At 71.7% G+C, this 24844-nt stretch carries 20 protein-coding genes; 10 read left to right on the top strand and 10 right to left on the bottom strand.

Features of this window, described 5'->3' with window-relative positions:
* Nucleotides 1–23 precede the first annotated feature (23 nt).
* Nucleotides 24–1622: an AAA family ATPase gene (locus AB0K18_RS39650; RefSeq protein WP_364925590.1), complete on the top strand. Its 1599-nt coding sequence runs from the start codon at nt 24–26 to the stop codon at nt 1620–1622.
* Between the two features lie 14 nt (nt 1623–1636).
* Here the strand turns inward: AB0K18_RS39650 and AB0K18_RS39655 are convergent, their stop codons facing one another.
* The 4 genes from AB0K18_RS39655 to AB0K18_RS39670 all read right to left on the bottom strand — a co-directional run bounded on the left by AB0K18_RS39655 (nt 1637) and on the right by AB0K18_RS39670 (nt 6394).
* Nucleotides 1637–1825 (bottom strand): DUF6203 family protein, encoded by a 189-nt coding sequence (locus AB0K18_RS39655; RefSeq protein WP_355425886.1) that lies wholly within the window; start codon nt 1823–1825, stop codon nt 1637–1639.
* A gap of 100 nt (nt 1826–1925) precedes the next feature.
* The gene (locus AB0K18_RS39660) at nt 1926–4004 is read right to left on the bottom strand and encodes a PASTA domain-containing protein (RefSeq protein WP_364925595.1); all 2079 of its coding nucleotides are present in this window, start codon (nt 4002–4004) and stop codon (nt 1926–1928) included.
* A 109-nt stretch (nt 4005–4113) separates the two neighbouring features.
* Nucleotides 4114–5532, bottom strand: coding sequence for a serine/threonine-protein kinase (locus AB0K18_RS39665; protein WP_364925598.1), 1419 nt, complete (start codon nt 5530–5532; stop codon nt 4114–4116).
* Nucleotides 5533–5578: 46 nt separating this feature from the next.
* Nucleotides 5579–6394 carry a TIGR03619 family F420-dependent LLM class oxidoreductase gene (locus AB0K18_RS39670; RefSeq protein WP_364925600.1) on the bottom strand — a complete coding sequence of 272 codons (816 nt, stop codon included), beginning with the start codon at nt 6392–6394 and terminating at the stop codon, nt 5579–5581.
* Nucleotides 6395–6483: 89 nt separating this feature from the next.
* Here AB0K18_RS39670 and AB0K18_RS39675 point away from each other — a divergent pair, with 89 nt between their 5' ends.
* The 5 genes from AB0K18_RS39675 to AB0K18_RS39695 all read left to right on the top strand — a co-directional run bounded on the left by AB0K18_RS39675 (nt 6484) and on the right by AB0K18_RS39695 (nt 11597).
* Entirely contained in the window at nt 6484–7731 is a 1248-nt protein-coding gene (locus tag AB0K18_RS39675) for an LLM class flavin-dependent oxidoreductase (protein ID WP_364925602.1), read from the top strand.
* Nucleotides 7728–8606: a TIGR03619 family F420-dependent LLM class oxidoreductase gene (locus AB0K18_RS39680; RefSeq protein WP_364925605.1), complete on the top strand. Its 879-nt coding sequence runs from the start codon at nt 7728–7730 to the stop codon at nt 8604–8606. The genes AB0K18_RS39675 and AB0K18_RS39680 overlap by 4 nt, the downstream gene beginning before the upstream one ends.
* Before the next feature lie 38 nt (nt 8607–8644).
* On the top strand, nt 8645–9460 hold the full coding sequence (locus AB0K18_RS39685; protein ID WP_364925609.1) for a HipA family kinase: 816 nt from the start codon (nt 8645–8647) through the stop codon (nt 9458–9460).
* Complete coding sequence (locus tag AB0K18_RS39690) at nt 9457–9834, top strand: DUF3037 domain-containing protein (protein WP_364925612.1); 378 nt, start codon at nt 9457–9459, stop codon at nt 9832–9834. Before AB0K18_RS39685 ends, AB0K18_RS39690 begins: the two co-directional genes overlap by 4 nt.
* A 62-nt stretch (nt 9835–9896) precedes the next feature.
* Complete coding sequence (locus AB0K18_RS39695) at nt 9897–11597, top strand: SpoIIE family protein phosphatase (RefSeq protein WP_364925615.1); 1701 nt, start codon at nt 9897–9899, stop codon at nt 11595–11597.
* On the opposite strand, the gene AB0K18_RS39700 is transcribed toward AB0K18_RS39695, so the two are convergent.
* From AB0K18_RS39700 to dxr, 4 genes are all read right to left on the bottom strand, one after another.
* A complete protein-coding gene (locus AB0K18_RS39700; protein ID WP_364925676.1) occupies nt 11594–12436 on the bottom strand; it encodes a GNAT family N-acetyltransferase in 843 nt (280 codons plus the stop codon). The two genes, AB0K18_RS39695 and AB0K18_RS39700, sit on opposite strands and share 4 nt — an antisense overlap.
* 102 nt (nt 12437–12538) lie before the next feature.
* On the bottom strand, nt 12539–14158 hold the full coding sequence (locus AB0K18_RS39705; RefSeq protein WP_364925618.1) for an alpha/beta hydrolase: 1620 nt from the start codon (nt 14156–14158) through the stop codon (nt 12539–12541).
* A 176-nt stretch (nt 14159–14334) separates the two neighbouring features.
* The gene (gene ispG, locus AB0K18_RS39710; RefSeq protein ID WP_364380355.1) at nt 14335–15501 is read right to left on the bottom strand and encodes a flavodoxin-dependent (E)-4-hydroxy-3-methylbut-2-enyl-diphosphate synthase; all 1167 of its coding nucleotides are present in this window, start codon (nt 15499–15501) and stop codon (nt 14335–14337) included.
* A 39-nt stretch (nt 15502–15540) separates the two neighbouring features.
* Complete coding sequence (gene dxr / locus AB0K18_RS39715; RefSeq protein WP_364925621.1) at nt 15541–16731, bottom strand: 1-deoxy-D-xylulose-5-phosphate reductoisomerase; 1191 nt, start codon at nt 16729–16731, stop codon at nt 15541–15543.
* 454 nt (nt 16732–17185) lie between these two features.
* Between dxr and AB0K18_RS39720 the strand changes: the two genes are divergently transcribed.
* Together AB0K18_RS39720 and AB0K18_RS39725 are read left to right on the top strand one after the other, a co-directional pair.
* Nucleotides 17186–18025 (top strand): peptidase, encoded by an 840-nt coding sequence (locus AB0K18_RS39720; RefSeq protein WP_364925624.1) that lies wholly within the window; start codon nt 17186–17188, stop codon nt 18023–18025.
* 55 nt (nt 18026–18080) lie between these two features.
* The gene (locus AB0K18_RS39725; protein WP_364925627.1) at nt 18081–19343 is read left to right on the top strand and encodes a trypsin-like serine protease; all 1263 of its coding nucleotides are present in this window, start codon (nt 18081–18083) and stop codon (nt 19341–19343) included.
* Nucleotides 19344–19401: 58 nt separating this feature from the next.
* Here AB0K18_RS39725 and AB0K18_RS39730 read toward each other — a convergent pair whose 3' ends face one another.
* Entirely contained in the window at nt 19402–20829 is a 1428-nt protein-coding gene (locus AB0K18_RS39730) for an aldehyde dehydrogenase family protein (protein WP_364925630.1), read from the bottom strand.
* A 289-nt stretch (nt 20830–21118) separates the two neighbouring features.
* On the opposite strand from AB0K18_RS39730, the gene AB0K18_RS39735 reads away from it, so the two are divergent.
* Nucleotides 21119–21745: a TetR/AcrR family transcriptional regulator gene (locus tag AB0K18_RS39735; RefSeq protein WP_364925633.1), complete on the top strand. Its 627-nt coding sequence runs from the start codon at nt 21119–21121 to the stop codon at nt 21743–21745.
* Here the strand turns inward: AB0K18_RS39735 and AB0K18_RS39740 are convergent.
* A complete protein-coding gene (locus tag AB0K18_RS39740; protein ID WP_364925636.1) occupies nt 21711–23315 on the bottom strand; it encodes a PucR family transcriptional regulator in 1605 nt (534 codons plus the stop codon). The genes AB0K18_RS39735 and AB0K18_RS39740 overlap by 35 nt on opposite strands.
* A 91-nt stretch (nt 23316–23406) precedes the next feature.
* On the opposite strand from AB0K18_RS39740, the gene gabT reads away from it, so the two are divergent.
* The gene (gene gabT, locus AB0K18_RS39745) at nt 23407–24735 is read left to right on the top strand and encodes a 4-aminobutyrate--2-oxoglutarate transaminase (RefSeq protein WP_364925639.1); all 1329 of its coding nucleotides are present in this window, start codon (nt 23407–23409) and stop codon (nt 24733–24735) included.
* Nucleotides 24736–24844 lie beyond the last annotated feature (109 nt).

Below are 24844 nucleotides of genomic sequence, written 5' to 3' on the forward strand. Positions count from 1 at the left end.
CCCGAAGACGTCAGAATGTGACCATGCGACTACCCCGCGCGAAGTTCTTCAACACCACGGGCCCGTGCGACCCGACGCGCCACTACATGCTGCCCCCCACGCCACGCATCCCCGAGGCCCGCACCCTCGTCGAGATGGACCGCTACTTCGTCCTTCACGCCCCTCGCCAGACCGGCAAGACCACCGCGCTGCGCACCCTCGCCTCCGAACTGACCGCAGCAGGCGACGTCGCCGCCCTGATGTTCTCCTGCGAGCGCGCCAAGGCAGCCGGCCACGACTACGCCGCGGCGGAGTCGATGCTGCTGGGTTCCCTTCGTCAAGCCGTCTTGCGATCGGGATGGCCGAAGAAGCTCCTGCCACCTGACCCGTGGCCGCAGGCCGCCCCGGGCAGTCGCTTCTTCGATGCGCTGAGCGAGTGGTGCCGCCGATGTCCGCGCCGGGTGGTGCTCCTTTTCGACGAGTTCGACGCCCTGCAGGGCACCAGCATGAGCAGCATCCTCGGTCAGCTCCGCGACGGTCATAACGCGCGGCCGGAGGGCCAGCCGTTCCCCGCGTCCATCGTCCTGTGCGGATTGCGGGACGTGCGTGATTACAAGGTCGCGGTGGGCAGCGACCCGAATCGGTTCAACCCGGCGAGCCCGTTCAACATCATCGCCAAGTCGCTGCGCCTGGGTGACTTCACCATCGACCAGATCGCCGAGCTGTACGGCCAGCACACCGACGCGACCGGCCAGGAGTTCACCAAGGACGCGGTCGAGCGGGTCTTCGAGCTGACCCAGGGCCAGCCATGGCTGGTCAACGCTCTCGCCTACGAGATCACCCAGGAGATGGGGGTGACCGGCACCGTCTCCGTGGCGCGGGTGGAGGAAGCCAAGGAACGGCTGATCCGAACACACGCCATGCACCTGGAGTCACTGACGGCTCGGCTGCAGGAGCCCCGGGTGGCCCGGGTCATCGAACCGATCCTGGCGGGCACCTGGCCCGACATGGACATGGCCTTCAGCAGGGACGCCCGCTATGTCCATGACCTGGGCCTCATCCGCAGCACGAGAGACCTGGAAATCGCCAACCCGATCTACCGGGAGGTCCTGCTCCGGGTTCTGGGCGAGCAGGCCGAGGTCCGCGTCCGCGCCGACCCGCACAGCTTCGTACTGCCCGACGGCCGCTTCGACCTGACACGCCTCCTGGAGGAGTTCGTCGTCTTCTGGCGGGAACACGGCGAGGTCCTCATCCAGCAGGAGGGCTACCACGAGGCGGCCTGTCAGATCATCCTCATGGCCTTCCTGCACCGGCTCGTCAACGGCGGCGGCCGGCTCGACCGCGAGTACGCCGCCGGCACCAAGCGCCTCGACGTCCTGATGTGCTGGCCCTACCAGGGGCCGGACGGCGAACGGCTCGTCCAGCGCGAGGCCATGGAGCTCAAGGTGTGGCGCGCGGGCGAGAGCGACCCCGCGCCCCACGGCCTCGCCCAGCTCGACCGCTATCTCGACCGGCTCACCCTGTCCACCGGCAGACTCGTCATCTTCGACCGCCGCCCAGAAGCGCCGCCGTGGCAGGAACGCGGCGCGTTCGAGGAGGCCACCACCCCCTCTGGCCGCCCGGTCACCATCCTGCGCGTGTGACGACCGGCGACGGATCAGGGCTGGGCGGCCCTGACGTCCTCGTGTGTGGTGCTGGTGTGCTGGGGGACGTTGTGCTGGGCCTCGCGCTCGGCGCGGCGGCGCTTGCGGCGGCGGCCGAGGAACCAGCCGACGCCCAGGGCGGCTATCCCGAGGGGGGTGGTGGCCATCTTGCGGGCCACCAGAAGCTTCAGGAGTTTCTTCATACGCCCCCAACTGCCCCAGGACGGTAGGCACACGCATGAGCCCTACCGGACCTGGCGGTGGAGGTCGCTGCGCAACTCCTCTCGGATCCGGTGGGTGGGGTTACTCGGGTTCGGGCTCGTTGGTGGTGGGTTCGAGGGATTCGCCGGGGTCGGGACCCGTCTGGGCGGCCAGGCCGACGGTGATGGTGATCTGGGCGCCGGGTCTGGCGCAGGTGCCCGGGTCGATGCCTTGTGCCAGGACAGTGCCTGCCTGGGACTCGTCGTCCACCAACTGTTCCTTCGTTCCCACGGTGAAACCCGCCGCCGTCAGGGCTGTGCGGGCCGCCTCGCGGGAGCGGCCGACGACCGGGGGGACGGTGGCGCCGTTCCGGGACACGGTGAGTGCTACCGCTGTGCCGCCCTTCACGCGGCTGCCTGCCTTGGGGCGGGTGGACAGAACCTGGCCTGACGGCTCCTGGGAGCAGGCGCGGGTGATGGCGCCCACCTTGAGGTCCGCGCCGGTCAGGGCCGCTTCTGCGGGGCCGCGTCGCATGCCCGTCACCTCCGGTACGGGCAGGCCCGCCGACACTCGCAGGGACACCTTGGCTCCCCGGTCCACGGCGGTTCCCGCGGCGGGGGTGCTGGCGAGGACCTGGCCGATCGCGCGGGATGAGTCCTGCCGGGTGACGCGGCCGAGGGTGAGGCCGGCGCGTTCGACGGCCTTGGCGGCGGCTGCCTTGTCCAGGCCGGTCAGGGGCGGGATCGTCACCGTCGGCGGACGTACGATCGCGGGCGGGTCGTAGGCGGGGCGGCGGTCGTCCTGGGCCTGCCGGGCCTCCGCGGTCTTCGTGGGTGTCGCCTTGGCGGGCGACTCGCGGGTGGTCTCGGGTGCGGGCGTGACGGGCGGCGGTGAGGCGAGAGGTCCGCCCGCCTGGGGTCCCGCCTGCCCGGCCGGGCTCTGGGTGAGCGCCGGTACGACCACGGCCAGCAGCACCACGGCCGTCACCAGCAGCGCCGCACACACCGCGACCGCCGCCCGCGGCCACTGTCTCCGGTCCGTACGCCCTTCCCCGCCCGGGGCGGAATCCCCGGGTAACGCTCCCCCGCCATCCGCACCCCGCTGCGGCGCCCCGGCTGCCGGGTGGGCGGCCTGGGGGCCGGAGGTCCCGGGAGGGAGGTGGTAAGCGTCCATGGCTCCCATGCCCCCGGTGGCCTCGGGCTCGGCCAGCGGGGTGAACCAGAAGCCGGGCGAAGCATCGGCAGGTCCGGCTGGAACACCGGTGGGGCCGGAGTGGGCGTCCGGCGTGCGCTGGCCCGGTACAAGGGTTGTCGGCGGCGTGCGGAGGATGGGCGGCGGAGGTGAGCGCAGCACGTCCGCAGCACCCTCCCCAGAACCCGACGCAGGTGACTCTCCCAGCAGTTCGAACAGCAGCTCCCTGCTGCTCGGCCGGTTGCGGGCGTCCTTGTCCAGGCAGGCCGCGACCAGCGTACGCAGCCGCCCGTCGAGCAGCCCCAGCTCGGGCGGCGCCGTGAGGATGCGGTGCAGGACGGGCGCGACGGAGTCCTGGCCGAAGGGGGCGGTGGCGTTGGCCGCGAAGCACATGGTGGCGCCCCACGAGAACACGTCGGCGGCCCCTGTGACGGCCGAGGCGGTGATCTGCTCGGGCGCCATGTACGCCGGCGTCCCCACCCCCCGCCCGCTCACGGTGGCGGCCGCGTCGAGCGCCCGAGCCAGGCCGAAGTCGATGACGCGCGGCCCGTCGGAGCCGAGCAGCACGTTCTGGGGCTTGAAGTCGCGGTGCACGATCCCGGCCCGGTGGATGGCGACGAGCGCGGTGGCGGTGCCGACGGCGAGGCGTTCGAGCGCGCCGCCCCTGCGGGGCCCGGTGAGCGCGACCTCGCGGGCCAGGGAGTGCCCGTCGACGTACTCGCTGACGATGTACGGCCGCCCCTCGTCGAACCCGGCGTCGATCACCTGCGCCGTGCAGAACCTGGCGACGTGCTTGGCCAGCTCGACCTCCCGCAGGAACGCCGCCCGCTCGTCACCGACGGGCCCGTGCAGGAGCTTGACCGCGTACGTCTCTCCGCCCCTGGAACCGAGGAACACCGCGCCCTGGCCACCTTCACCCAGCCGCCCGGTGAGCTCGTAGTCGCCGAGTCGCCGAGGGTCCCCCGTTCTGAGCGGCTGTGCCGTTGGCACGGGGCGCCTCCCCTCGCCGCGCCACCCCTTCTGCCTCCTACTGAAGGCAAGGGGCCGCGAACAGTCAACGGTGCGCAGGGCAATCGCATCCGGACCGTGACACAGCCGGTCAGGACGTACGCGCAACCCTGCCGGAATACGTCACTTCGTCCTTACCTGCACGAGTGACCTTGATGTCCATCTGGTTCACATCGGAGGTGGGATACATGCGGAGCGTGCCCGGGTAGCACTCCTGCCCGCCGACGTCGCGGAGGGTGAAGACCATGCCGCCGCCGTCGCGCGAGAGCCGCCCGGTGCAGTGCAGGTCGGCTCCCCACCGCATGTGTCCCGAGCCTTCGTGGTCCAGGACGAGCTCGACGGGGAAGACGCGCTCGGCGGTGAAGTGCTCGGCGGAGCCGGTCCAGTCGCCGGCCAGCCCTTCGCCCTGGGCGCTCTGGAGGTAGAGCACGAACCCGGCGATGCCCATGAGCAGCCCGGCCAGCGCGACGCCGATCTGCCAGGGCCGCACCCGCCGCCGCCCGGCCCGCGCCACCTGGGTGCGGGTGATGGCGGGGAAGCTGGTGGTGGGGTCGGGGTCGGTGATGACGCCGGGCTCGGCCTCGGCGGCGCCGACTCCGACGACGGCGCCGGGAGCGCGGGTGACGGGCCTGCTCGGGCGGACGAGCGTGCCGATGCCGTTGCCGCCGACGGCGGCCATGGCGCCGGTCGTCAGCACGTCACCCCCGTCGCCCTCCTGGCCGAGCAGCAGGCGCAGCGCCTCTTCCGCGTCGGGCCGGTCGGCGGGCTCGGTCGCCAGGCAGGCTTCGACGATCTCGCGCAGCCGCCCGTCGAGGTCGCCGAGGTCGGGCGTGCCGTAGAGGACGCGGGCCAGCACCTCGTTGTGGGTCTCGGCGGTGTACGCGGGCCGCCCGTTGGCGGTGTAGGCCACGGTGAGCGCCCAGGCCCACATGTCGGCCGGCGGTCCGGCCGGCTCGCCCTTCATGCGTTCCGGCGCCATGTAGGCGGGCGTCCCCATGGGCATGTGGCTGGTGGTGACGGTGGTGTCGACGAGCCGGGACACGCCGAAGTCGATCACGCGGGGCCCGTCGATGCCGAGCAGCACGTTGCCGGGCTTGAAGTCGCGGTGCACGACCCCGGCGCGGTGGATCGCGCCCAGGGCGGTGGCGGTGCCGATGGCCAGGCGTTCGAGCGACCCGCCCGTACGCGGCCCCTCCTTCTCCACGTGCTCGCGCAGCGAGGGGCCGTGGACGTACTCGCTCACCAGGTAAGGACGGTCGCCTTCGAGGTCGGCGTCCAGGAGCTGGGCCGTGCAGAACGCGGCGACCCGGCGCACCGCCTCGACCTCGCCGAGGAAGCGGCGGCGGGCGTCGGCGGTGCCGGAGAGGCTGGCGTGCAGCAGCTTGATGGCGACCCTGCCGCGTTGCGGGGATTCGCCCAGGTAGACCACTCCCTGGCCACCCTGACCGAGCCTGCGTGTCAGCCGATAGGACCCCAACTGCCGGGGGTCGTCGGCACGTAGCTCGGACATATACCGCCATTATGCCTGGCCGGGGCAAGCGAGCGCCCAGAACAAGCTACGGGAGCAGCGCAGCGTACCGGTCGAGGACGGGCAGCACCTCGTCGGCGGGCCCGCTGGGCAGCGTCGCCACGGCCTCCTCGATGCCCAGCTCGGCGAAGTAGTCGAGCTTCTCCCTGGTGGCCAGCGTGGCGAACGGGATGACGCGGGCCATCGGCCGTCCCGCCTTCTCGCACGCCTCGCGCAGGGCGGGCAGCGCCGCCTTGATGCCGCGCCCGCCGATGGGCATCCAGCCGTCGGCGTACTCGGCGACGTGGGCGAACAGCTTCGGCCCCGCCGCCCCGCCGACATGGACGGGCGGCAGGTTGACCGGCTTGGGCCAGGACCAGGTCGGCTCGACGCCCTCGAAGGAGGCCACCTCGTCGCGCCACAGCGCCTGCATGGCCATGACGTGGTGCCGGGCGATCTCGCGGCGCCGCCCGTACGGGACCGCGTGGTTCTCGATCTCCTCGACGTTCCAGCCGAAGCCGACGCCGACCACCACGCGACCGCCCGACAGCAGGTCGAGCGAGGCGATGGCCTTGGCGGTGACGATGGGGTCGCGCTGGGCGGCGAGCAGGATGCCGGTGCCGAGCCGCAGGCGGGTGGTCGCGGCGGCGGCGAAGGACAGGGCGACGAGGGGGTCGAGCGTGCGCTTGTACTCCTCGGGCAGCTCGCCGTCCGCCGCCCCCGGGTACGGCGTGCGCCGCGAGACCGGGATGTGGGTGTGCTCGGGCAGGTAGAGCGAGTCGAGCCCGCGTTCCTCCGCCGCCTTCGCGAGCTCCTGCACGGGCATCGCCAGGTCGGTCGCGAACATCGTGACGCCGAGCCTCATCACACCCCCATACCGGCAAACCAAGCGATTGCTCGGTTAAGATTTCCAGAGTACCTTGCGAAGGACCGTCCCGCGGAGAGAGGTTCCCGGTGAAGTTTTCGATCTTCCTGAATCCGCAGATCCCAGGCTCGGGCTACGCGGCCGAGGAGAACGCCAGGGCGAAGCGCCCGATCGGCCGCGACACCGAGTCGTACCAGCGGCTGCTGCACGAGGTACGCGAGATCGCCGTGCACGCCGACCAGATCGGGTTCGACGCGCTGATGATGACCGAGCACCACTTCCACTCGGAAGGCATGGAGTTCTCGGTCAACCCGCTGATGTTCCTCACCGACCTCGCCGCGCGGACCGAGCGCATCCTGCTCGCCCCGCTCGGCCTCGTGCTGCCCGCCTGGGACCCGATCAGGGCGGCCGAGGACGTCGCGCTGCTCGACCAGTTCAGCAAGGGACGGCTGCGGCTGGGCGTGGCACGGGGCTACCAGAACCGCTGGATGAACGTGCTCGGCCAGCGCTGGCAGGCCGCCGCCGCCCGCTCCGACGGCTCGGCCACCGACACGCGGAACTTCGACGTCTTCGGCGAGGTGCTGAAGATCATGAAGCTGGCCTGGACGCAGGAGACGCTCCGCTACAAGTCGGACGTGCTGGACTACCAGGTGCCCTTCCCGTACGAGGGCATCGAGGGCTGGCCCGCCCAGGAGTGGACCCGCACGTTCGGCGCGCCCGGCGAGATCGACGACGACGGCGTGGTTCAGGCGGTGTCGGTCTGCCCGCGGCCGTACCAGAACCCGCATCCCGAGCTGTGGCAGCCGTTCACGATCTCCGACCGCTCGGTCATCAGGGCGGCGCAGGAGGACATCCTGCCGTGGATGTTCACCCCCAACCCCGACGACCACGCCCAGAAGGCCAGGCTCTACCAGGAGGAGTCGGCCAAGCACGGCCGCCACTACAAGCTGGGCGAGCACACCGGCATCCTCAAGATCGTCGGCATCGGCGACACCACCGAGCAGGCCATCGCCACCTTCGGCAGGAGCATCCCCAAGGACTTCGCCGCCTTCTTCGGCCCCTTCGGCTACCTGGAGGTGCTGCGCAAGAAGGAGGACGAGAAGCACAAGCCCATCTCACCGGAGAAGGGCGACGCCAAGCGCATGAGGGACGTCGAGATGGCGCTGTTCGGCACGCCCGACGACGTCAAGCGCGGCATCCAGCGCATGCTCGACAAGATGCCCGACCTGGAGTGGTTCGGCCTCTACATGCAGGGCCAGCAGGGCGTGCTGCCGCTCGACACGGTCAAGCGGAACCTGGAGCTGTTCGCCACCAAGGTCGCACCGGAGTTTCGATGAAGTTCTGGCTGGGCGCCTCTTTCTCCGACACCGATCAGTTCACCGAGCTGGCGCGGGCGGCCGAGCGGTGCGGGTTCGACACGCTGACGCTTTCCGACCACCTCTTCTACGCCGACTTCGCCTCGCCTTACCCGTACTCGCGGTCGGGGCGGCCGCGGTGGGACGCGCGTACGCACTGGCCCGACGTGTGGGTGACGATCGGGGCGATGGCCGCGGTCACCAGCACGCTGCGCTTCGCGCCGAACGTCTACATCGCGCCGGCCCGCGACCTGTTCACCGTGGCCAAGCAGGTGTCCACGGCGGCGGTGCTGTCGCGCGAGCGGGTCACGTTCGGGGTCGGGGTGGGCTGGTGCAAGGAGGAGTTCACGGCCACCGGCCAGGACTTCCACACCCGCGGCAAGCGCCTCGACGCGATGCTGCCCGCGCTGCGCGCGCTCTGGTCGGGCGAGACGGTCACCCTCGACGGCCTCCCGCCGCTGTCGATCTCCCCTGCCCCGTCAGGCCCGATCCCCGTGTACGTCGGCGGCGACAGCGAGGCGGCCCTGCGCCGCGCGGCCCGGCTCGGCGACGGCTGGATCGGCAACCGCATCTACACCGAAGAGCAGCTCGACGAGGTGCTCGACACCCTGCGCGGGCACCTGGAGGCCAACGGCAGGTCCATCGAGGAGTTCGAGATCATCGCGCCGCTGGCGGTGCTGCCCGAGGCGGAGACCTACCGCCACTTCGCCGCCAAGGGCGTGACGGGCACGCTGGCCGCCCCGTGGTGGCTGGCCACGCCGGAGGAGAAGTCCCGGTACGGCGAGGGCACCCTGGAGCTCAAGCTCGCCACCATGGAACGCTTCGCCGAAGAGGTGATCGCCAAGATGCCCGTGTGACGTCCTGAACGCCGCTTCCAGGGCGATAGCCTCATCTCGTGCTGGAAAAGATCGCAGCCACCCGTTACGTCACCCCGCTGCGGGAGGGCGGGTCGCTGCCCGGCGTGGTCGAGGCCGACGACCTCGGCACCTACGTCGTCAAGTTCCGCGAGGCCGGCCAGGGCCGGCGGGTGCTGGTCGCCGAGATCATCGCCGCCGAGCTGGGCCGGCGTCTCGGCTTCAGGACACCCGAGCTCAAGCTCATCGACCTCGACCCGCAGCTCGGCGTCAGGGAGCCGGACGAGGAGGTGCAGGACCTCCTCAAGGCCAGCACCGGGCTCAACCTGGCCGTCGACTTCCTGCCCGGCGCGCTCGGGTTCGACCCGCTGGCCTGGGTGCCCGACCCGGCGTTCGCCGCCAGGGTGGTGTGGTTCGACGGCCTGATCCACAACGTCGACCGCAGCTGGCGCAACCCCAACCTGCTCATCTGGCATCGCGACACGTGGCTGATCGACCACGGCGCCGCCCTGTGGTTCCACCACAACTGGCGCACCGCCGACCCGCAGCGGCCGTTCGACGCGGGCGACCACGTGCTGGCGCCGTTCGCGGGCGACGTGGGCCGCGCGGGCGCCGACCTGGCGGGGCGCATCGACCGCGAGCTGCTGGAGAGCGTGACCGCCTTGGTGCCCGACGAGTGGCTGGCGGACGAGCCGGGCTTCGACTCCCCCGCCGCCGTGCGGGCGGCGTACGTCGAGCATCTCCTGGAGCGGGCGCACGGCCCGCGCGGCTGGCTGGTGGCAGGCGAGCAGCAGGGCCGCAAGACGGCGGGCCCCGGCTCGGTCGGCGCGTTCTGGCGGGAGGGCGGGAGCCGATGAGCAGGGACGTCTACGAGTACGCGGTGATCCGCGTGGTGCCGAAGGTCGAGCGGGGCGAGCAGATCAACGCCGGCGTGCTGCTCTACTGCCAGCCGCGCGCCTACCTGTGCGCCAAGGTCGAGCTCGACCCCGGCCGGCTGCGGGCGCTCGACCCGGGGGCCGACGTCGAGGGGGTGCGGCGGGCGCTCGGCGCGTACGAGCTGGCCTGCGGCGACGAGCCTGGCCCGCTGGCCGGCGAGTCGCTCGGCGGGCGGTTCCGCTGGCTGACGGCGCCGCGCAGCACGATCGTCCAGGCGGGGCCGGTGCACGCGGGGCTGACCGCCGACCCGGGCACGGAGCTGGCCCGGCTCTTCGACAAGCTCGTACGCGTATAGCCGAGCCTGCGGTGATGGGGGTGGCTCCTGGGTAGGTTTCTCCGGGAGGAAGGAGATCGTCCATGAGCGTCCCGCACGGGCAGGCGCACGACCTCACCCTCGGGGGCGGGCGTCCTCTGAGGCTGCGCGACCTCAAGGACGCCGGCGCGTACGTGGTCGACGACCGCGGCCGAATCATCGAGGTCAACCCCAACGCCGAGCGCCTGCTCCTGCGGCGCGCCGGCGACCTGCTGGACCACGACGCCCACGACGCCCTGCACCGCGGCAGGCGCGGCGAGGCGCTGCCGCACAGCCGGTGCGTGATGCGCCACGCCCTCATCTCCGGCAGCACCGCCTCAGGCGACCAGGAGTGGATGGAGCGCGGCGACGGCACGCTGATCCGCGTGAGCTGGCTCGTCACCCCCTGCAGGGTCGACGAGTCCGCCACGGGCGCGCTGGTGATCTTCCACCCGGCCCCCGACACCGAGGACGGCGCCGCCGAGCCGCCCTGGCAGAACCCGTCGCTGTCGGAGCTCGAACGCCTGGCCCTGCTCGCCGAGACGACCGCCACGCTCACCTCCAGCCTCGACGTGGACGCGACGCTGCGCCACCTGGTGCGCCTGGTGGTGCCGCTGCTGGCCGACTGGGTGGTGGTCGACCTGCTCGACGAAGAAGGCACGATCTCCCGCGCCGTCGTGGTCCACTACGAGGACGGCACGCTGACCCACCGCGACGACCTGCAGCGGCAGCTGCCACCCGTCACCGAAGACTCCCCGATGCCGCTGTCGCGGGCGCTGCGCGGCGTCACCGCGACGCTCATCAGCCCGCAGAGCTACCAGATGCCGCCCGACACCGGCATCGCCGTCGCCCAGCAGGACCTGCTGGCGCAGACCGGCATCAAGTCCGCGTGCATCGCCCCGATCCGCGGCATCCGCGAGGTGATCGGCGCGCTGACCCTCGGGCGGTCCGAGCGGGCGCAACCGTACACCGCGGGCGACCTGCTGCTGGTCGAGGACATCGCCCGCCGTGCCGGGCTGGCGCTCGACAACGCCCGCCTGTACGAGCGTCAGCGCCGCGTCGCCGAGACCATGCAGCGCCATCTGCTGCCCCGCCTGCCGGTGGTGTCCGGCCTGGAGATGAGCGCCTGCTACGTGCCGGCCCCCGACGCCTCCCAGGTCGGCGGCGACTGGTACGACGCCTTCACCCAGGCGGGCGGCGCGCTGGGCCTGGTGATCGGCGACGTGGTGGGCCACGACCTCGACGCCGCCGCCGGCATGGCCCAGGTGTGCAACATGCTGCGGGCGTACGCGGGAGAGATGGACAGCCTGCCCAGCGCCGTCGTCGGCCGGCTCGACCAGGCGGTCTCGCGCATGGCCGAGGCCACGATGGCCACCGTCGTCTTCGCCCGCGCCGAGCCCGTGGACGGCGGCTGGCGGCTGCGCTGGACCAACGCGGGCCACCCGCCGCCGCTGCTCGTCGAGCGCGACGGCGCCACCCGGTTCCTGGAGGAAGGTGGGGGCCTGCTGCTCGGCACCGGCATCTGCGTGCCCCGCGAGGACGCGGTCGTCGACCTGCCGCCGCACTCGAGCGTGGTGTTCTACACCGACGGGCTCATCGAGTCACCCAGCCACAGCCTGGACGACGGCCTCGAACGGCTGCGCAGGGAGGCGTCGGCGCTCGGCGGGCACAAGCTCGACGGCTTCTGCGACCGGCTGCTGCGCAGGGTGCGCCCCGACGACAACGACGACGACGTGGCGCTGCTGACCCTGCGCGTGCCCGGCTAGAACAGCACCGACATGAACGTGTCCACCTCGTGGAAGCCCACCTTGCGGTAGACCGCGCGCGCCGAGTGGTTGTAGTCGTTGACGTAGAGGGTGACCACGGGGGCGAAGCAGCTCATCGCCGCCTCCACCACGGCCGCCATCCCGGCCACCGCGTGACCCTTGCCGCGCAGCTCGGGATCGACCCAGACGCCCTGGATCTGGCAGGCCTGCGGGGTGACCGCCCCGATCTCGGCCTTGAACACCACCCGGCCGCCGTCGATCCGCGCGTACGAGCGGCCGATCCTGATCAGCTCCGCCACCCGCGTACGGTAGAGCGCGCCGCCGTCACCGAGGTTGGGCGAGACGCCGACCTCTTCGGTGAACATGGCCACGCACGCCGGCAGCACGATGTCGAACTCCTCGGGCCGCACCCTGCGCACGAGCGGGTCGGCCGGCACCGGCGGCCTGCTGGAGATGGCCATGACCGGCTGCGCCCAGCGGATCGCCCGCGCCCGCCCCCAGTGCGGCTCCAGCCGCTCCCACAGCAGGCTGACCGCGTCGACCGGGCCCACGATGGACGAGCAGCGCCGCCCCTGCTTGCGGGCACGGTCGGCGAACGCGTGCACGGCCTCGGGACCGGCGTTGACCGGCACCATGTTGGCGCCGGCGTAACAGAGTGACACGAGGCCACCGCGCGTGCCGAAGCCCCACATCTGCCCGCCCAGCCGCGCCGGGTTGAGACCGACGGCCCGCACCCGCGAGGAGACGAAGACGTTGGCGACCGGATCGGCGTCGAGCAGGGCGAGGACCTCGTCCCGGTCGTTGTCGTCGAGCACGCGCGACGCCGATGTACGCAGCATCACAATGGTCAGACTACGCGAAGGGTTACCGAATAGCTCATCCGGAAATGCCCACGGTAACCCTTTCTTGACGTCCGACCTGTCCGCGGCCCGCCCGGTGCGTCAGCGGGCGCCCTTCAGCAGGTTCAGCGCCCCGAGGAGACCCAGCAGGTCAGGGGCGCGCGAGCTGCCCGACGCCATGTGCGCGGCCGGCTTCGGGTCCGCCGCCGCGGCGCAGGCCGCGCCGGTCCTCGGCAGCGTCCCGTCCCGCAGGTACGTCACCAGGTGCCGGTCCATGCAGGTGTTGCCCGACAGTGTCACCCCGTGGTTGCCGCCCTGGTCCACCACCAGCTTGGCGCGCGGGAACCGCTCGGCCATCTCCAGCGCCCCCTGGTACGGCGTCGCCGCGTCGTCCTTGGACTGCAGGATGAGGAACGGCGGCAGCTTCGGCGAGTCGTGCACCTGCACCGGCGTGCCGCCCCGCACCGGCCAGAACGCGCACGGGGCGTTGTACCAGGCGTTCGGCCAGGTCAGGAACGGCGCCTTGCGGTGCATCCTGGTCATGTCGGTCCGCCACTTGTCCCACTTGCGCGGCCAGCGCGCGTCGCTGCACTCCACGCCCAGGTAGACGGCGTAGCCGTTCTCGTCGGCCGCGTCGTTCTTGCCGTGCCTGGTGTAGACGTCGGTCAGGCCCGTGACGTCGCCGTCGCGCACGTACGACGACCACGCCTGCGCGAACGACGGCCACACCTTGTCCGTGTAACCGGCCAGCGTGAACGTGTCGTCCAGCTCGCTCGGGCCCACCACGCCGCCCGCCGGGTGCGAGCGCAGCCGGTCGCGCATCGCGTAGAAGGCGAACGACGTCTGCTTGACCGTGGAGCCCAGCTTGTAGACGTCGTTGTGGCGGGCCGTCCAGGCCAGGAACTGGCGGTGGCGGCGCTCGAACGAGCGGTCCTGCTTGAGGTTGGAGGCGTACCAGACACCGCCTGGATCGACCGTGCTGTCCATGACCAGGCGCTTGATCCGGCTCGGGAACAGGGTGGCGTAGACGGCGCCGAGGTAGGTGCCGTACGAATAGCCGAAGTAGCTGATCTTCTCCTCGCCGAGCGCGGCGCGGATACGGTCCATGTCCCTGGCGGAGTTCTCCGTCGTCAGGTGCGGCAGCAGCCACGACCACTGGTCGCCGCAGCGCTTCGCGTAGCCGGCGGCGCGGGCCAGCAGCGCCTTCTCGTGCGCCCTGTTGCGCGGGATCTGGTCGAGCCGCGGCGCCTTGTAGTACGTCTCGGCGTCCACGCAGTGCACGGCGGGCTCGCTGCCGCCGACGCCGCGCGGGTCGAATCCGACGATGTCGTAACGCTCGGACACCTCGGCGGGCAGGGACGTGGCGACGTACTCGGTCAGGGCCCGCCCCGGCGACCCTGGCCCGCCCGGGTTGATCAGGAGCGTCCCCAGATGACCGCCGCCCCTGGGCACCTTGGCCTTGATCCGGTTGAGCGCCAGCTTGATCGACTGACCCCTCGGCCGCTTGTGGTCGAGCGGCACGCGTACGGTGGCGCACTCCAGCGTCACCGACGCCGCCTTGCCCGCCACCTTGGGACAGGCCGCCCAGGCGACGGCCGCCTGCGCCTGCCTCACCCCGGCCGACGTCGTTTCCCCGGCCACCGCCCCCGCGGTCCCACTCGCACTCCCGACCCCGGCGACGAGCACCGCCACTCCGGCGACAACCCCAGCTACCCGCTTCACCCGGCCCCCTTCCTGTCATAGGCCCTGCGATGCTCCCGCGAGCGACCAGGCGACCACGAAGGGTATGGGGAAAAGCTTGCCAACCTGTAATGCCTCCATTGCCCCGCGTAACCGAGCAACCTCGGCCCTGACCGGCCCGCACTCAGCCGAGCAGGCCGGTCACACAGGGATGAGGGTCAGCTGACGGTGACGGTGGGACCGGTGGTGTCGTCGTCGAGGTCGACCTCGACGCCCATCTCCTCGGCGAGGCGCAGCGCCTCCTCGATGAGGGTCTCGACGATCTGCGACTCCGGCACCGTCTTGATGACCTCGCCCTTGACGAAGATCTGGCCCTTGCCGTTGCCGGAGGCGACGCCCAGGTCGGCCTCGCGGGCCTCGCCAGGGCCGTTGACGACGCAGCCCATGACGGCCACCCGCAGCGGCACCTTCATCCCCTCAAGGCCCGCCTGGACCTGGTCGGCGAGGGTGTAGACGTCGACCTGTGCCCGCCCGCACGACGGGCAGGAGACGATCTCCAGGCCGCGCTCGCGCAGCCCCAGCGACTCGAGGATCTGGGCGCCGACCTTGACCTCCTCGACGGGAGGAGCCGACAGGGAGACCCTGATGGTGTCGCCGATGCCCTCGGCGAGCAGCGCGCCGAAGGCCACGGCCGACTTGATCGTGCCCTGGAAGGCGGGCCCGGCCTCGGTGACACCGAGGTGGAGCGGGTAGTCGCACTGAGCGGCCAGCAGCCGGTACGCGTTGATCATCACGACCGGGTCGTTGTGCTTGACCGAGATCTTGATGTCGCGGAAGCCGTGCTCCTCGAACAGCGAGCACTCCCACAACGCGGACTCCACCAGCGCCTCCGGCGTCGCCTTGCCGTACTTCTGGAGCAGGCGGGGGTCGAGGGAGCCGGCGTTGACGCCGATGCGGATGGGCACGCCGGCGTCGGAGGCCGCGCGGGCGATCTCGCCCACCTTGTCGTCGAACTTCTTGATGTTGCCGGGGTTGACCCGGACGGCCGCGCACCCGGCGTCGATGGCGGCGAAGACGTATTTCGGCTGGAAGTGGATGTCGGCGATCACGGGGATCTGCGACTTCTTCGCGATCAGCGGCAGCGCGTCGGCGTCGTCCTGGGACGGCACCGCCACGCGGACGATCTGGCAGCCCGACGCCGTGAGCTCGGCGATCTGCTGGAGGGTGGCGTTGACGTCGGCGGTCACCGTCGTCGTCATCGACTGCACCGAGACGGGGGCGTCGCCGCCCACGGGCACGCTGCCGACCATGAGTTGCCGGGAGTGGCGGCGTTCGGCGAGCGGCTTGGGGCGGACCGTCGGGATGCCGAGAGCTACAGGAGACATTTCAACCCTTACTGTGACGACGCTTTCCAGTCTAGGTAGCTAGCGGGACTGCCCGGCTGTGAGTTCGGCCGCACGGGCCCGCGCCCAGGCGTCGGCGGCGAGCACCTCATCGACGGAGCCGGCCGGGGTGACCTGGTGTTCTTCGACGACCTTGGCCACGGTGTCGACGATGCCGAGGAACGGCAGATCGCCGCGCAGGAACGCGTCGAGGCACACTTCGTTGGCGGCGTTGTAGACGGCGGGCGCGGTGCCGCCCTCGCCGCCGACGTGCCTGGCCAGCGCGACCGCGGGAAAGGCCACGTCGTCGAGCGGCTCGAACGTCCAGGTGTGGGCCTTGGTCCAGTCGATGGGCCGCGCGGCGCCCGCGACGCGGCGGGGGTGGGCGAGCGCGAGCGCGATCGGCAGCCGCATGTCGGGCGGGCTGGCCTGGGCGATGGTGGAGCCGTCGACGTATTCGACCATGGAGTGGATGATCGACTGGGGGTGGACGACGACCTCGATGCGGTCGAACGGCAGGTCGAACAGCAGATGGGCCTCGATCACCTCAAGGCCCTTGTTGACCAGGGTGGCGGAGTTGATCGTGATGTAGGGGCCCATCGACCAGGTCGGGTGGGCCAGCGCCATCTCCGGCGTGACGTCGGCCATCTCCTCGCGCTTCATGCCGCGGAACGGCCCTCCGCTGGCCGTGACCACCAGTTGCTTGACGCGGGAGGGGTCGTGGCCGTCGGGACCCGCGGCCCACAGGCACTGCTGCAGGGCGGAGTGCTCGGAGTCGACGGGCAGGATCTGGCCCGGCGCGGCCAGCCGCTTGACCAGCGGCCCGCCGATGATCAGGGACTCTTTGTTGGCCAGCGCGAGCAGGCGGCCCGCCTTGAGGGCGACCAAGGTGGAGGCCAGGCCGAGCGCGCCGGTGATGCCGTTGAGCACCATGTCGCACTCCCAGCCCGCCACCTCGGCCACCCCGTCGGGGCCGCCGAGCACGACCGGCTTGACGCCGTGGGCCTCCAGCGCCTCGCGCAGCGCGGGCACGGCCGCCGGATCGGCCACCGCCACCGCCTCGACGCCGAACTCCGCCGCCTGCCTGGCCAGCAGGTCGACCCTGCCGCCTCCTGCCGCCAGCGCCGCGACGCGGAAACCGCCGGGGTTGGCGGCGATGACGTCGAGGGCCTGCGTGCCGACTGAACCGGTGGAGCCGAGGATGACGACGGAGCGGAGGGTCTCTGCATGCACAGACCCATTCTCCCCGCTGTGCCGGGCGCTCAGGCACGACGGGACGGCCGGGCCAAAATTCGCCGCCTTATGTGACACGAGATAACCCAGTTCATTTATGTCGGAATATCGTCATATCGGAATGCGCGAATCTTGAGAAATCCGGATATTGCGGCGGCTACGTTCCAACCCCGAGTCCGCTTTAGGGAGGTACGTAATGCACCGCAAAATCGCCCTGCTTTCCGCCGCCACGCTCACCGGCACCTTGCTCGCCACCGCACTCCCCGCCGTGGCGGCCCAGGCTGCGCCCTCAACCGGGCCCTCAACCGGGTCCTCAGCCGGGTCCTCAGCCGGGTCCTCAGCCGGGTCCTCGGCTGCGCCCCCGACCGGGTCCCAAGCCGGGTCCCGGATTGCGCGCCGCCCGAAGCCGGCGCAGCACGCCGCCGCCGGCACGGCGTCCGAGCGGCGGCAGGCCATGACGTACTGGACCGAGCGGCGCATGGAGGCCGCCCAGCCGCTGGACGTCCCCGACCCCAAGGTGGCGCCCAATGCGGCGGAACCCCGCCAGGGCACGGCGTGGACCGCTCCACCCACCCGCGGCGGGTCGGGCGCCACCACGCAGGCGGCGCGCAGCTCGGGCGCGGCGTGGACCAAGGGCGGCGCGGTCGCGCGTACGACCGGGCGGATCTTCTTCACCACCCAGGGACGCAACGCCTCCTGCTCGGGCACCGCCGTCACCAGCGCCAACAAGAGCGTGGTGCTGACCGCCGGCCACTGCGTGAAGATGTCCGGCGCCTTCCACACGAACTGGGTCTTCGTCCCCGGCTACGACAAAGGTCAGCGCCCCTTCGGCACCTGGCCCGCCACCCGGCTGCTCACCACCCCGCAGTGGAACTCGGGCGAGGACATCAACTTCGACGTGGCCGCCGCCGTGGTCGCGCCGGTGAACGGCAAGACGCTCGTCGACACCGTCGGCGGCCAGGGCGTGGCCTTCAACCAGCCGCGCAGGCAGCAGATGTACGCCTTCGGCTACCCGGCGGCGGCCCCGTACGACGGCTCGAAGCTCGTCTACTGCGGCGGCCGGACGTTCGACGACTTCCTGGCCAGCCGCGGCCTCGGCCTGACCTGCGACATGACCGGCGGTTCGAGCGGCGGTCCCTGGATGCTGAATTTCACCGAGTCGACCGGGCTGGGCACCCAGAATTCCGTCAACAGTTTCAAATACAACTTCGCCCCCAACTGGATGTTCGGCCCCTATTTCGGGACCGAGGCCCAGGCCGTCTACCAAGCGGCGCAAACCACCAACGCAGCCTGAGGAATTCACCGAAAGTAGTCACAAGAACACATCTCGTGGGGCACACTCGGGGGCCATGACCTTGAGCACCCCCCTGCTTGCGGCCGCCTCGCTCATGGCGGGGCTGATCGGCCCCGCGCTCGCCGGCGCGGCACCCGTCCGCCAGCAGGCCGACACCCAGGCCGGGACCCAGACCGGGACCCAGACCGGGACCCAGACCGGGACCCAGGCCGGGAACCAGGCCGTCGTCTCCGCGAGTTTCGCGGAGCACGGTGATATCCGCGGTGACATCCGCGGTGACATCCGCGGTGACATCCGCGGTGACATCCGCGGTGACATCCGCGGTGACATCCGCGGTGACATCCGCGGTGACATCGTCGAGCACGTGGCCGCCAGGACGGCCGCCGACCAGCGGCGCGTGCTCGCGTACTGGACGCCGGAACGCATGGCGAAGGCCCTGCCGATCGACGTGCTCGGCCTCGTCGAACGCGGCCTCACCGGCGGCCTGAGCGGCATCACGAAGGGCCTCACGAGCAGCGCGGCCCCCGCGAACAGCGGCCCCGCGAACGGGGAGTCGGCGTTGCCGTCGCCGCGTGAGCTCATGGCGGCCGCCCGCCCCCTCGCGCCGGCCAGGCCCGCGAAGCCGGCCACCAGCACGGTCGGGTCCCGCTGGATCACCGGCGGCCAGGTGGCGAGGACGACGGGCCGGGTGTTCCTGACCGTGGCGGGCGCCGACTTCGTCTGCTCGGCGAGCACGGTCAAGAGCGCCAACAGGGACGTCGTGGTCACCGCCGGCCACTGCGTGAAGGACGGCTCCGGCGAGTGGGCGGCGAACTGGACGTTCGTCCCGGGGTACGACACGGCCGACGAGCACCCGTACGGCCAGTACACCGCCCGCCGCATGTTCGTCGCCGGCCCTTGGTCGCGCAGCGGCGACGACGACTACGACGTCGGCATGGTCGCCCTGGCCACCTCAAGGGGCCGCCACGTGACGGACGTCGTCGGAGCCCAGAACATCGCCTTCAACACCGGCCGCGGCGGCCAGGCGTTCGGCTTCGGCTACCCGGCGGACCCGCCGTACGACGGCTCGCACCTGGTCTACTGCGCGGGCCGGCTCAAGAACGACCCGCACGGCCAGACCCGCGACCAGGGCCTCGGCTGCGACATGACGGCGGGCGCCAGCGGCGGCCCGTGGATGACGTCGTTCGACATCGCGACGGGCAGGGGCACGATAACGTCGCTGAGCAGCTTCAAGTACAGCGACGACCACCGCACCATGTACGGCCCGTACTTCGGCGACACGATCAAATCCCTCTTCCGCACGGCCGAACGCGCCTAGGAAGAGGGGATCAGGACGGGCGGGGTGACGGGCGCGCCGCGTCACCCCGCCGCGGGCCCTACAGCGACAGCCCGGTCAGGACCATGACCTTCTCGTACGTCAGGTCCTCCATGGCCGAGTGCAGCCCCTCGCGCCCGATGCCGGAGTCCTTGACCCCGCCGTACGGCATCTGGTCGGCCCGGTACGACGGCACGTCCCCGATGATCACACCGCCCACCTCCAGCTCCCGGTTGGCGCGGAAGGCGGCGTCGAGCGACCGGGTGAACACACCGGCCTGCAGCCCGTACTTGGAGTCGTTGACCATCGCGTAAGCCTCGTCGATGGACGCGGCCGGCTGCAGGATCATGACGGGCCCGAAGACCTCCTCGCAGGCGACCTTGGCGTCGTGGGGCACGCTGCCCAGCACGGTCGGCTCGACGGTGGCGCCGTCGCGCCCGCCGCCCGCGAGCAGGGTGGCGCCGGCGTCGACCGCCTCGCGCACCCACTGCTCGACCCGCTCGGCGGCGGCCTCGGAGACGAGCGGCCCGACCTGGGTCTTCTCGTCGGCGGGGTCGCCGGTGACGAGCGCGTTGACGGCGGGCAGCAGCCGCTCGGCGAACGCGTCGTAGACGGACTGCTCGACGATCACCCGCTGGACGGCGATGCAGCTCTGCCCGGCCTGGTAGTTGGAGTAGAGGGCGATGCGCTGGGCGGCCCAGTCGAGGTCGGCGTCGGCGAGCACGACGGCGGCGGCGTTGCCGCCCAGCTCCAGCGTCACGTGCTTGCGCGGCACCTGGTCGGCGATGGCGTAGCCGACGGGCGCCGAGCCGGTGAACGACACGACGGGCAGCCGGGAGTCGGTCACGAGGGCGGAGGCGCGCTCGTTCTCGATGGGCAGCACCGAGAACATGCCGGCGGGCAGGTCGGTCTCGGCCAGGATCTCACCGAGCAGCAGCGAGGACAGCGGGGTGGCGGGCGCGGGCTTGACGATGACGGGCGCGCCGACGGCGATGGCGGGGGCGACCTTGTGGGCGACCAGGTTCAGCGGGAAGTTGAACGGGGTGATCGCCAGCACGGGGCCCTTGGGCACGCGCGAGACGTAGGCGAGGCGCCCGGCCGCGGCGGGCTCGCTGTCGAGCCGCTGCACGCCGCCGGACCAGCGGCGGGTCTCCTCGGCGGCGAAGCGGAAGGTGGCGACGGCCCTGCTCACCTCGCCGCGCGCCCACATGATGGGCTTGCCGTTCTCGGCGGTGATGAGGTGGGCGATCTCGTCGGCCCGCTCGGCGAGGCGGCGCGAGACGTGGGCGAGCGCCTCGGCGCGTACGTGCACGGGCAGCGCGGCGGCCTGGCCGGCGACCGCGGCGGCGGCCTCGACGGCCTCCTCCACCTGGTCGTCGGTGGGCACCCAGTGCCGCGCGACCGCGCGGCCGTCGTGGGGGTTGGTGACAGTGAGCTCGGTCTCCCCGGTCGCGGCGCGGCCGGCCAGCCAGAAGGTACGCACGTCCATACCCCGACGTTATGCCACGCGTGCGCGGGGGATTTACACCACGATGCACAAGACTCACACGAGGGCTCACCGTTAAGTACAAGCCCTGTTGTATACCCATGATGTAACAGAAGTAGACCCAATTCGGGATGTTTACCATGCGGAGTGGTTTGAGGGATCTCCGCCATGGCTAAGTCATCGGGTGCGGGTCTCCAGCGCGGTGGGCCCCCGATCAGAAAGGCGTGGGCCCCGTGACCGAACGACGTGAGGTCACAAGGACGCATAGCTCCTTGGCCACAAGGGAGGTCTCATGACCTCGACGCCTCTGGGACTGCAGGGCGCCTACCTCCTGGGCGAGCGCGCCACCCACGACGAACTCCGCTCGCGTCTCCTCGACGTGGCCGTCAACCTGCTCCAGAGCGACGGGCCCGACAGCCTCACCATGCGCAGGATCGCCGCGGAAGCCGGCTGCACGACGACCGTCATCTACACGATGTTCGGCAACAGGGAAGGGCTGGCGGAGGCGCTCTATCTGGAGGGGTTCGAGCGCTTCCGCCGCTATCTGGAGGCCGTGCCGCAGCGGCGCAACCCGTACGAGCACCTGACCGCGCTCGGCCCCGCCTACCGGCAGGCGTGCCTGTCGGAGCCCGGCTACTACAGCCTCATGTTCGAGCGCGCGATCCCCGGCTTCGAGCCCAGCGAACGCGCCCGCACCCTCGCCCGCGCCGCCCTGAACATCCTCGACCGCGTCATCGCCGACTGCATCTCGGCCGGCTACCTCATCCCGACGCAGCCCCGCAAGATCGCCGACGCGCTCTGGGCGGCCGCTCAGGGCGCGATCAGCCTGGAGCGGGCCGGGCACCTGCGCGACGGGCGCACGTACGAGGCCGTGACGACCGCGATCATCTGCTGTTACCAGGTCGAGAAGCCGGAGTAGCGCGGCTGCGCAGCGGCGGGCGGCCGGCCGCCTCCAGGGCGAGCCACAGCTCCGCGCGCACGCCGGGGTCCTCCAGGTCGCGGCCCAGCAGCTCCGCGACGCGTCTCATGCGGTAGCGCAGCGTGTGGCGGTGCACGCCGAGCCGCTGCGCCGCGGCGTCCCAGTGGCCGTTGCTCTCCAGGTACGCCCGCAGCGACTCCATGAGGTCGGCGCGGGAGCCGTACGCGGTGAGCGGGGCCAGCACCGCCGTCGAGAACGCGTGGGCGGCGGCCGGGTCGAGCAGCGCGAGCAGCCCCTGCCCCGCGAGCTCGCCGAACCCGACGACCGGGCCCCTGCGCGTGTCCAGGGCCGCCTCCAGGGCCCGTCTGGCCTGGTCGAGCGCGTCGCGCAGGGTGCCGTAGCCGGTGGGCAGGCTCGCCCCGACCGGCGTGCCCGCGCTCAGCGCCACCTCATCCGCCTCCGGCTCGGGGACGAGCGCGACGACGTCCGGAACGCCGGTCAGCGCGGTGAACGTCACCGCCTCCAGCGCGTCCAGCGCGTCGGGGCCCGCCGCGAGCACCACCACGGGTGCGGCGGGCAGCCGGCCGCCCAGCCGGCCCAGCACCGCCCTGGCCCGCTCCTCCTCCCCCGCCAGCAGCAGCTCCAGCACGGCGGCCCGCAGGCTGCGCTCGGCCGCGCGCTGCGCTCTGCCCTGCTCCATGGACAGGGTGAGCAGCGAGCCTGCGGCGTTGATCACGGTCTGCGTGACGGGCGTGAACGCGTGCCCGGCCCCGACGGCGAAGAACCCCCGCGGCCGCCCGCCACCACCCAGCGGCTGCACCACGATGTGCTCACCGGGCGCGGAGAGCGCCAGACTCGCCGGCATCCGCGCCTCGGCCCGCCCCGGCCGAGCACCGGGCGACAGCCCCCCGTCGCCCGCTCCGCGCCCTTCGGCCGCGTCGGAGGGGCCCGCGCCGGAGGACCGGAGGGTGTCCAGGGGGCGGCCGCGACGGCGGGAGAGCTCGGCGGCGACCGCGTCCGTCCTGGCCCCCTGCGTGGCGTGGCGGACCTCGCCCGACTCGTCCAGCAGCGCCGCCCATCCGCCGACCTCCTTGGCGAGCCGGTCGATGACGGCGTGCAGGCCCTCGGGCCGCAGCGCCGCCCGCGTCAGCCGGCCCTGGGCGGCGAAGGCGCGGCTGATCTCCTCGTACTGCTCGGCCGCGAGCAGCTCGCTCACGACCTTGCCGATGGCGATGAACGGCGTCTCGCGCGGCACCTCGAGCAGCGGCAGCCCCGCTGCCTCGGCGGCCTCGACGAGGGCGGGCGGCGTCTCCGCGTGCGAGACCCCGACGCCGAATCCGAGCCCGGCCACCCCGCGCCTGACGAGGCGGGCGACGTAGCAGGTCAGGTCGCCGTCCATGCGCAGGCCGGTGGTGAGCAGGAGCTCGCCGCCCTCCAGGTAGGGTGTCGGGTCGGCCAGCTCGCTGACGGCGACCCAGCGGACGGCCGCGTCCAGCACGCCGGGCCCCGAGGTGCCGGCCAGCGGCCTCAGGTGCATGCGGCGCATGACGGTCTGCAGCGTAGGCGGCATGCGGAATTTGTCCATTTCGGCTAAGACGACCACTCCCAGTGTTACATATCGACGTATCGGCGCAGGTGAAAGCCCGCCATAACGTCGAAGCATGAGCATTCCCCAGGAGCGGCGCGTCGTGACCGCCATCCCAGGCCCGAAGTCGCAGGAGTTGCTGGCCCGCAAGCAGGCCGCCGTCCCACCCGGCATCGGCACGACCCTGCCGGTCTTCGTCACCCGCGCGGGCGGCGGGGTGGTGCAGGACGCCGACGGGAACTCGCTGATCGACTTCGGCTCCGGCATCGCCGTGACGAACGTGGGCAACGCCGCGCCCAAGGTCGTCGAGCGGGTGCGGAAGCAGGTCGCCGAGTTCACCCACACCTGCTTCATGGTCACCCCGTACGAGTCGTACGTGCAGGTGTGCGAGAAGCTCAACGAGCTGACGCCGGGCGAGCACGAGAAGCGTACGTTCCTGGTCAACTCGGGCGCCGAGGCCGTGGAGAACGCGGTCAAGATCGCCCGGCACGCGACGGGCCGCCCGGGGGTCGTCGTGTTCGACCACGGCTACCACGGCCGCACGCTGCTGACGATGACGCTGACGGCCAAGAACATGCCGTACAAGCAGGGGTTCGGGCCGTTCGCGCCGGAGGTCTACCGGGTGCCGCTGGCCTACCCGTTCCGCTGGCCGACGGGCCCTGACAACTGCGCGGATGAGGCGGCCGAGCAGGCCATCGACCTCATCACCAAGCAGATCGGCGCGCAGAACGTGGCCGCCGTGGTGATCGAGCCGATCGCCGGCGAGGGCGGCTTCATCGTGCCGGCCAGGGGTTTCCTGCCGCGCATCGCGGAGTTCTGCCGCGAGAACGGCATCGTGTTCGTGGCCGACGAGGTGCAGACCGGCTTCGCGCGTACGGGGACGCTGTTCGCCTGCGAGGACGAGGGCGTCGTGCCGGACATCATCACCACGGCCAAGGGCATCGCGGGCGGCCTGCCGCTGGCGGCGGTGACCGGGCGCGCGGAGATCATGGACAAGGTGCACGCGGGCGGGCTCGGCGGCACGTACGGCGGCAACCCGCTCGCCTGCGAGGCCGCGCTGGGCGTGCTGGAGACGATCGAGTCCGACGACCTGGTGGCCAGGGCCAGGCGGATCGGCGAGATCATGCTGCCCCGCCTGGAGGCGCTCAAGGAGCGCTTCGGCGTGATCGGGGACGTCAGGGGCCGGGGCGCGATGATCGCGATCGAGCTGGTCGAGCCGGGCACCAAGGAGCCGAACCCGGCGGCCGTCGCGGAGGTCGTCAAGCGCTGCCACGCGGAGGGCCTGCTGGTGCTGACGGCCGGCACGTACGGCAACGTGCTGCGCTTCCTGCCACCGCTGGTCATCCCCGAGCACCTGCTGGAGGAGGGCCTCGGCATCCTGGAGAAGGCCATCGCCGACCTCTAGACGAAACCCTACGAAACGGGCACCCAGCTTGCGGCTGGTTGCCCGTTTTTGTGGTGTAAAAGGCGTCGCTCGGGTAGAGAATTCACCCTGACTTGACGCTCAGCAGGAC

It is taken from the genome of Nonomuraea sp. NPDC049421 (assembly GCF_040677005.1).
In the GTDB taxonomy this organism is placed as follows: Bacteria; Actinomycetota; Actinomycetes; order Streptosporangiales; family Streptosporangiaceae; genus Nonomuraea; species Nonomuraea salmonea.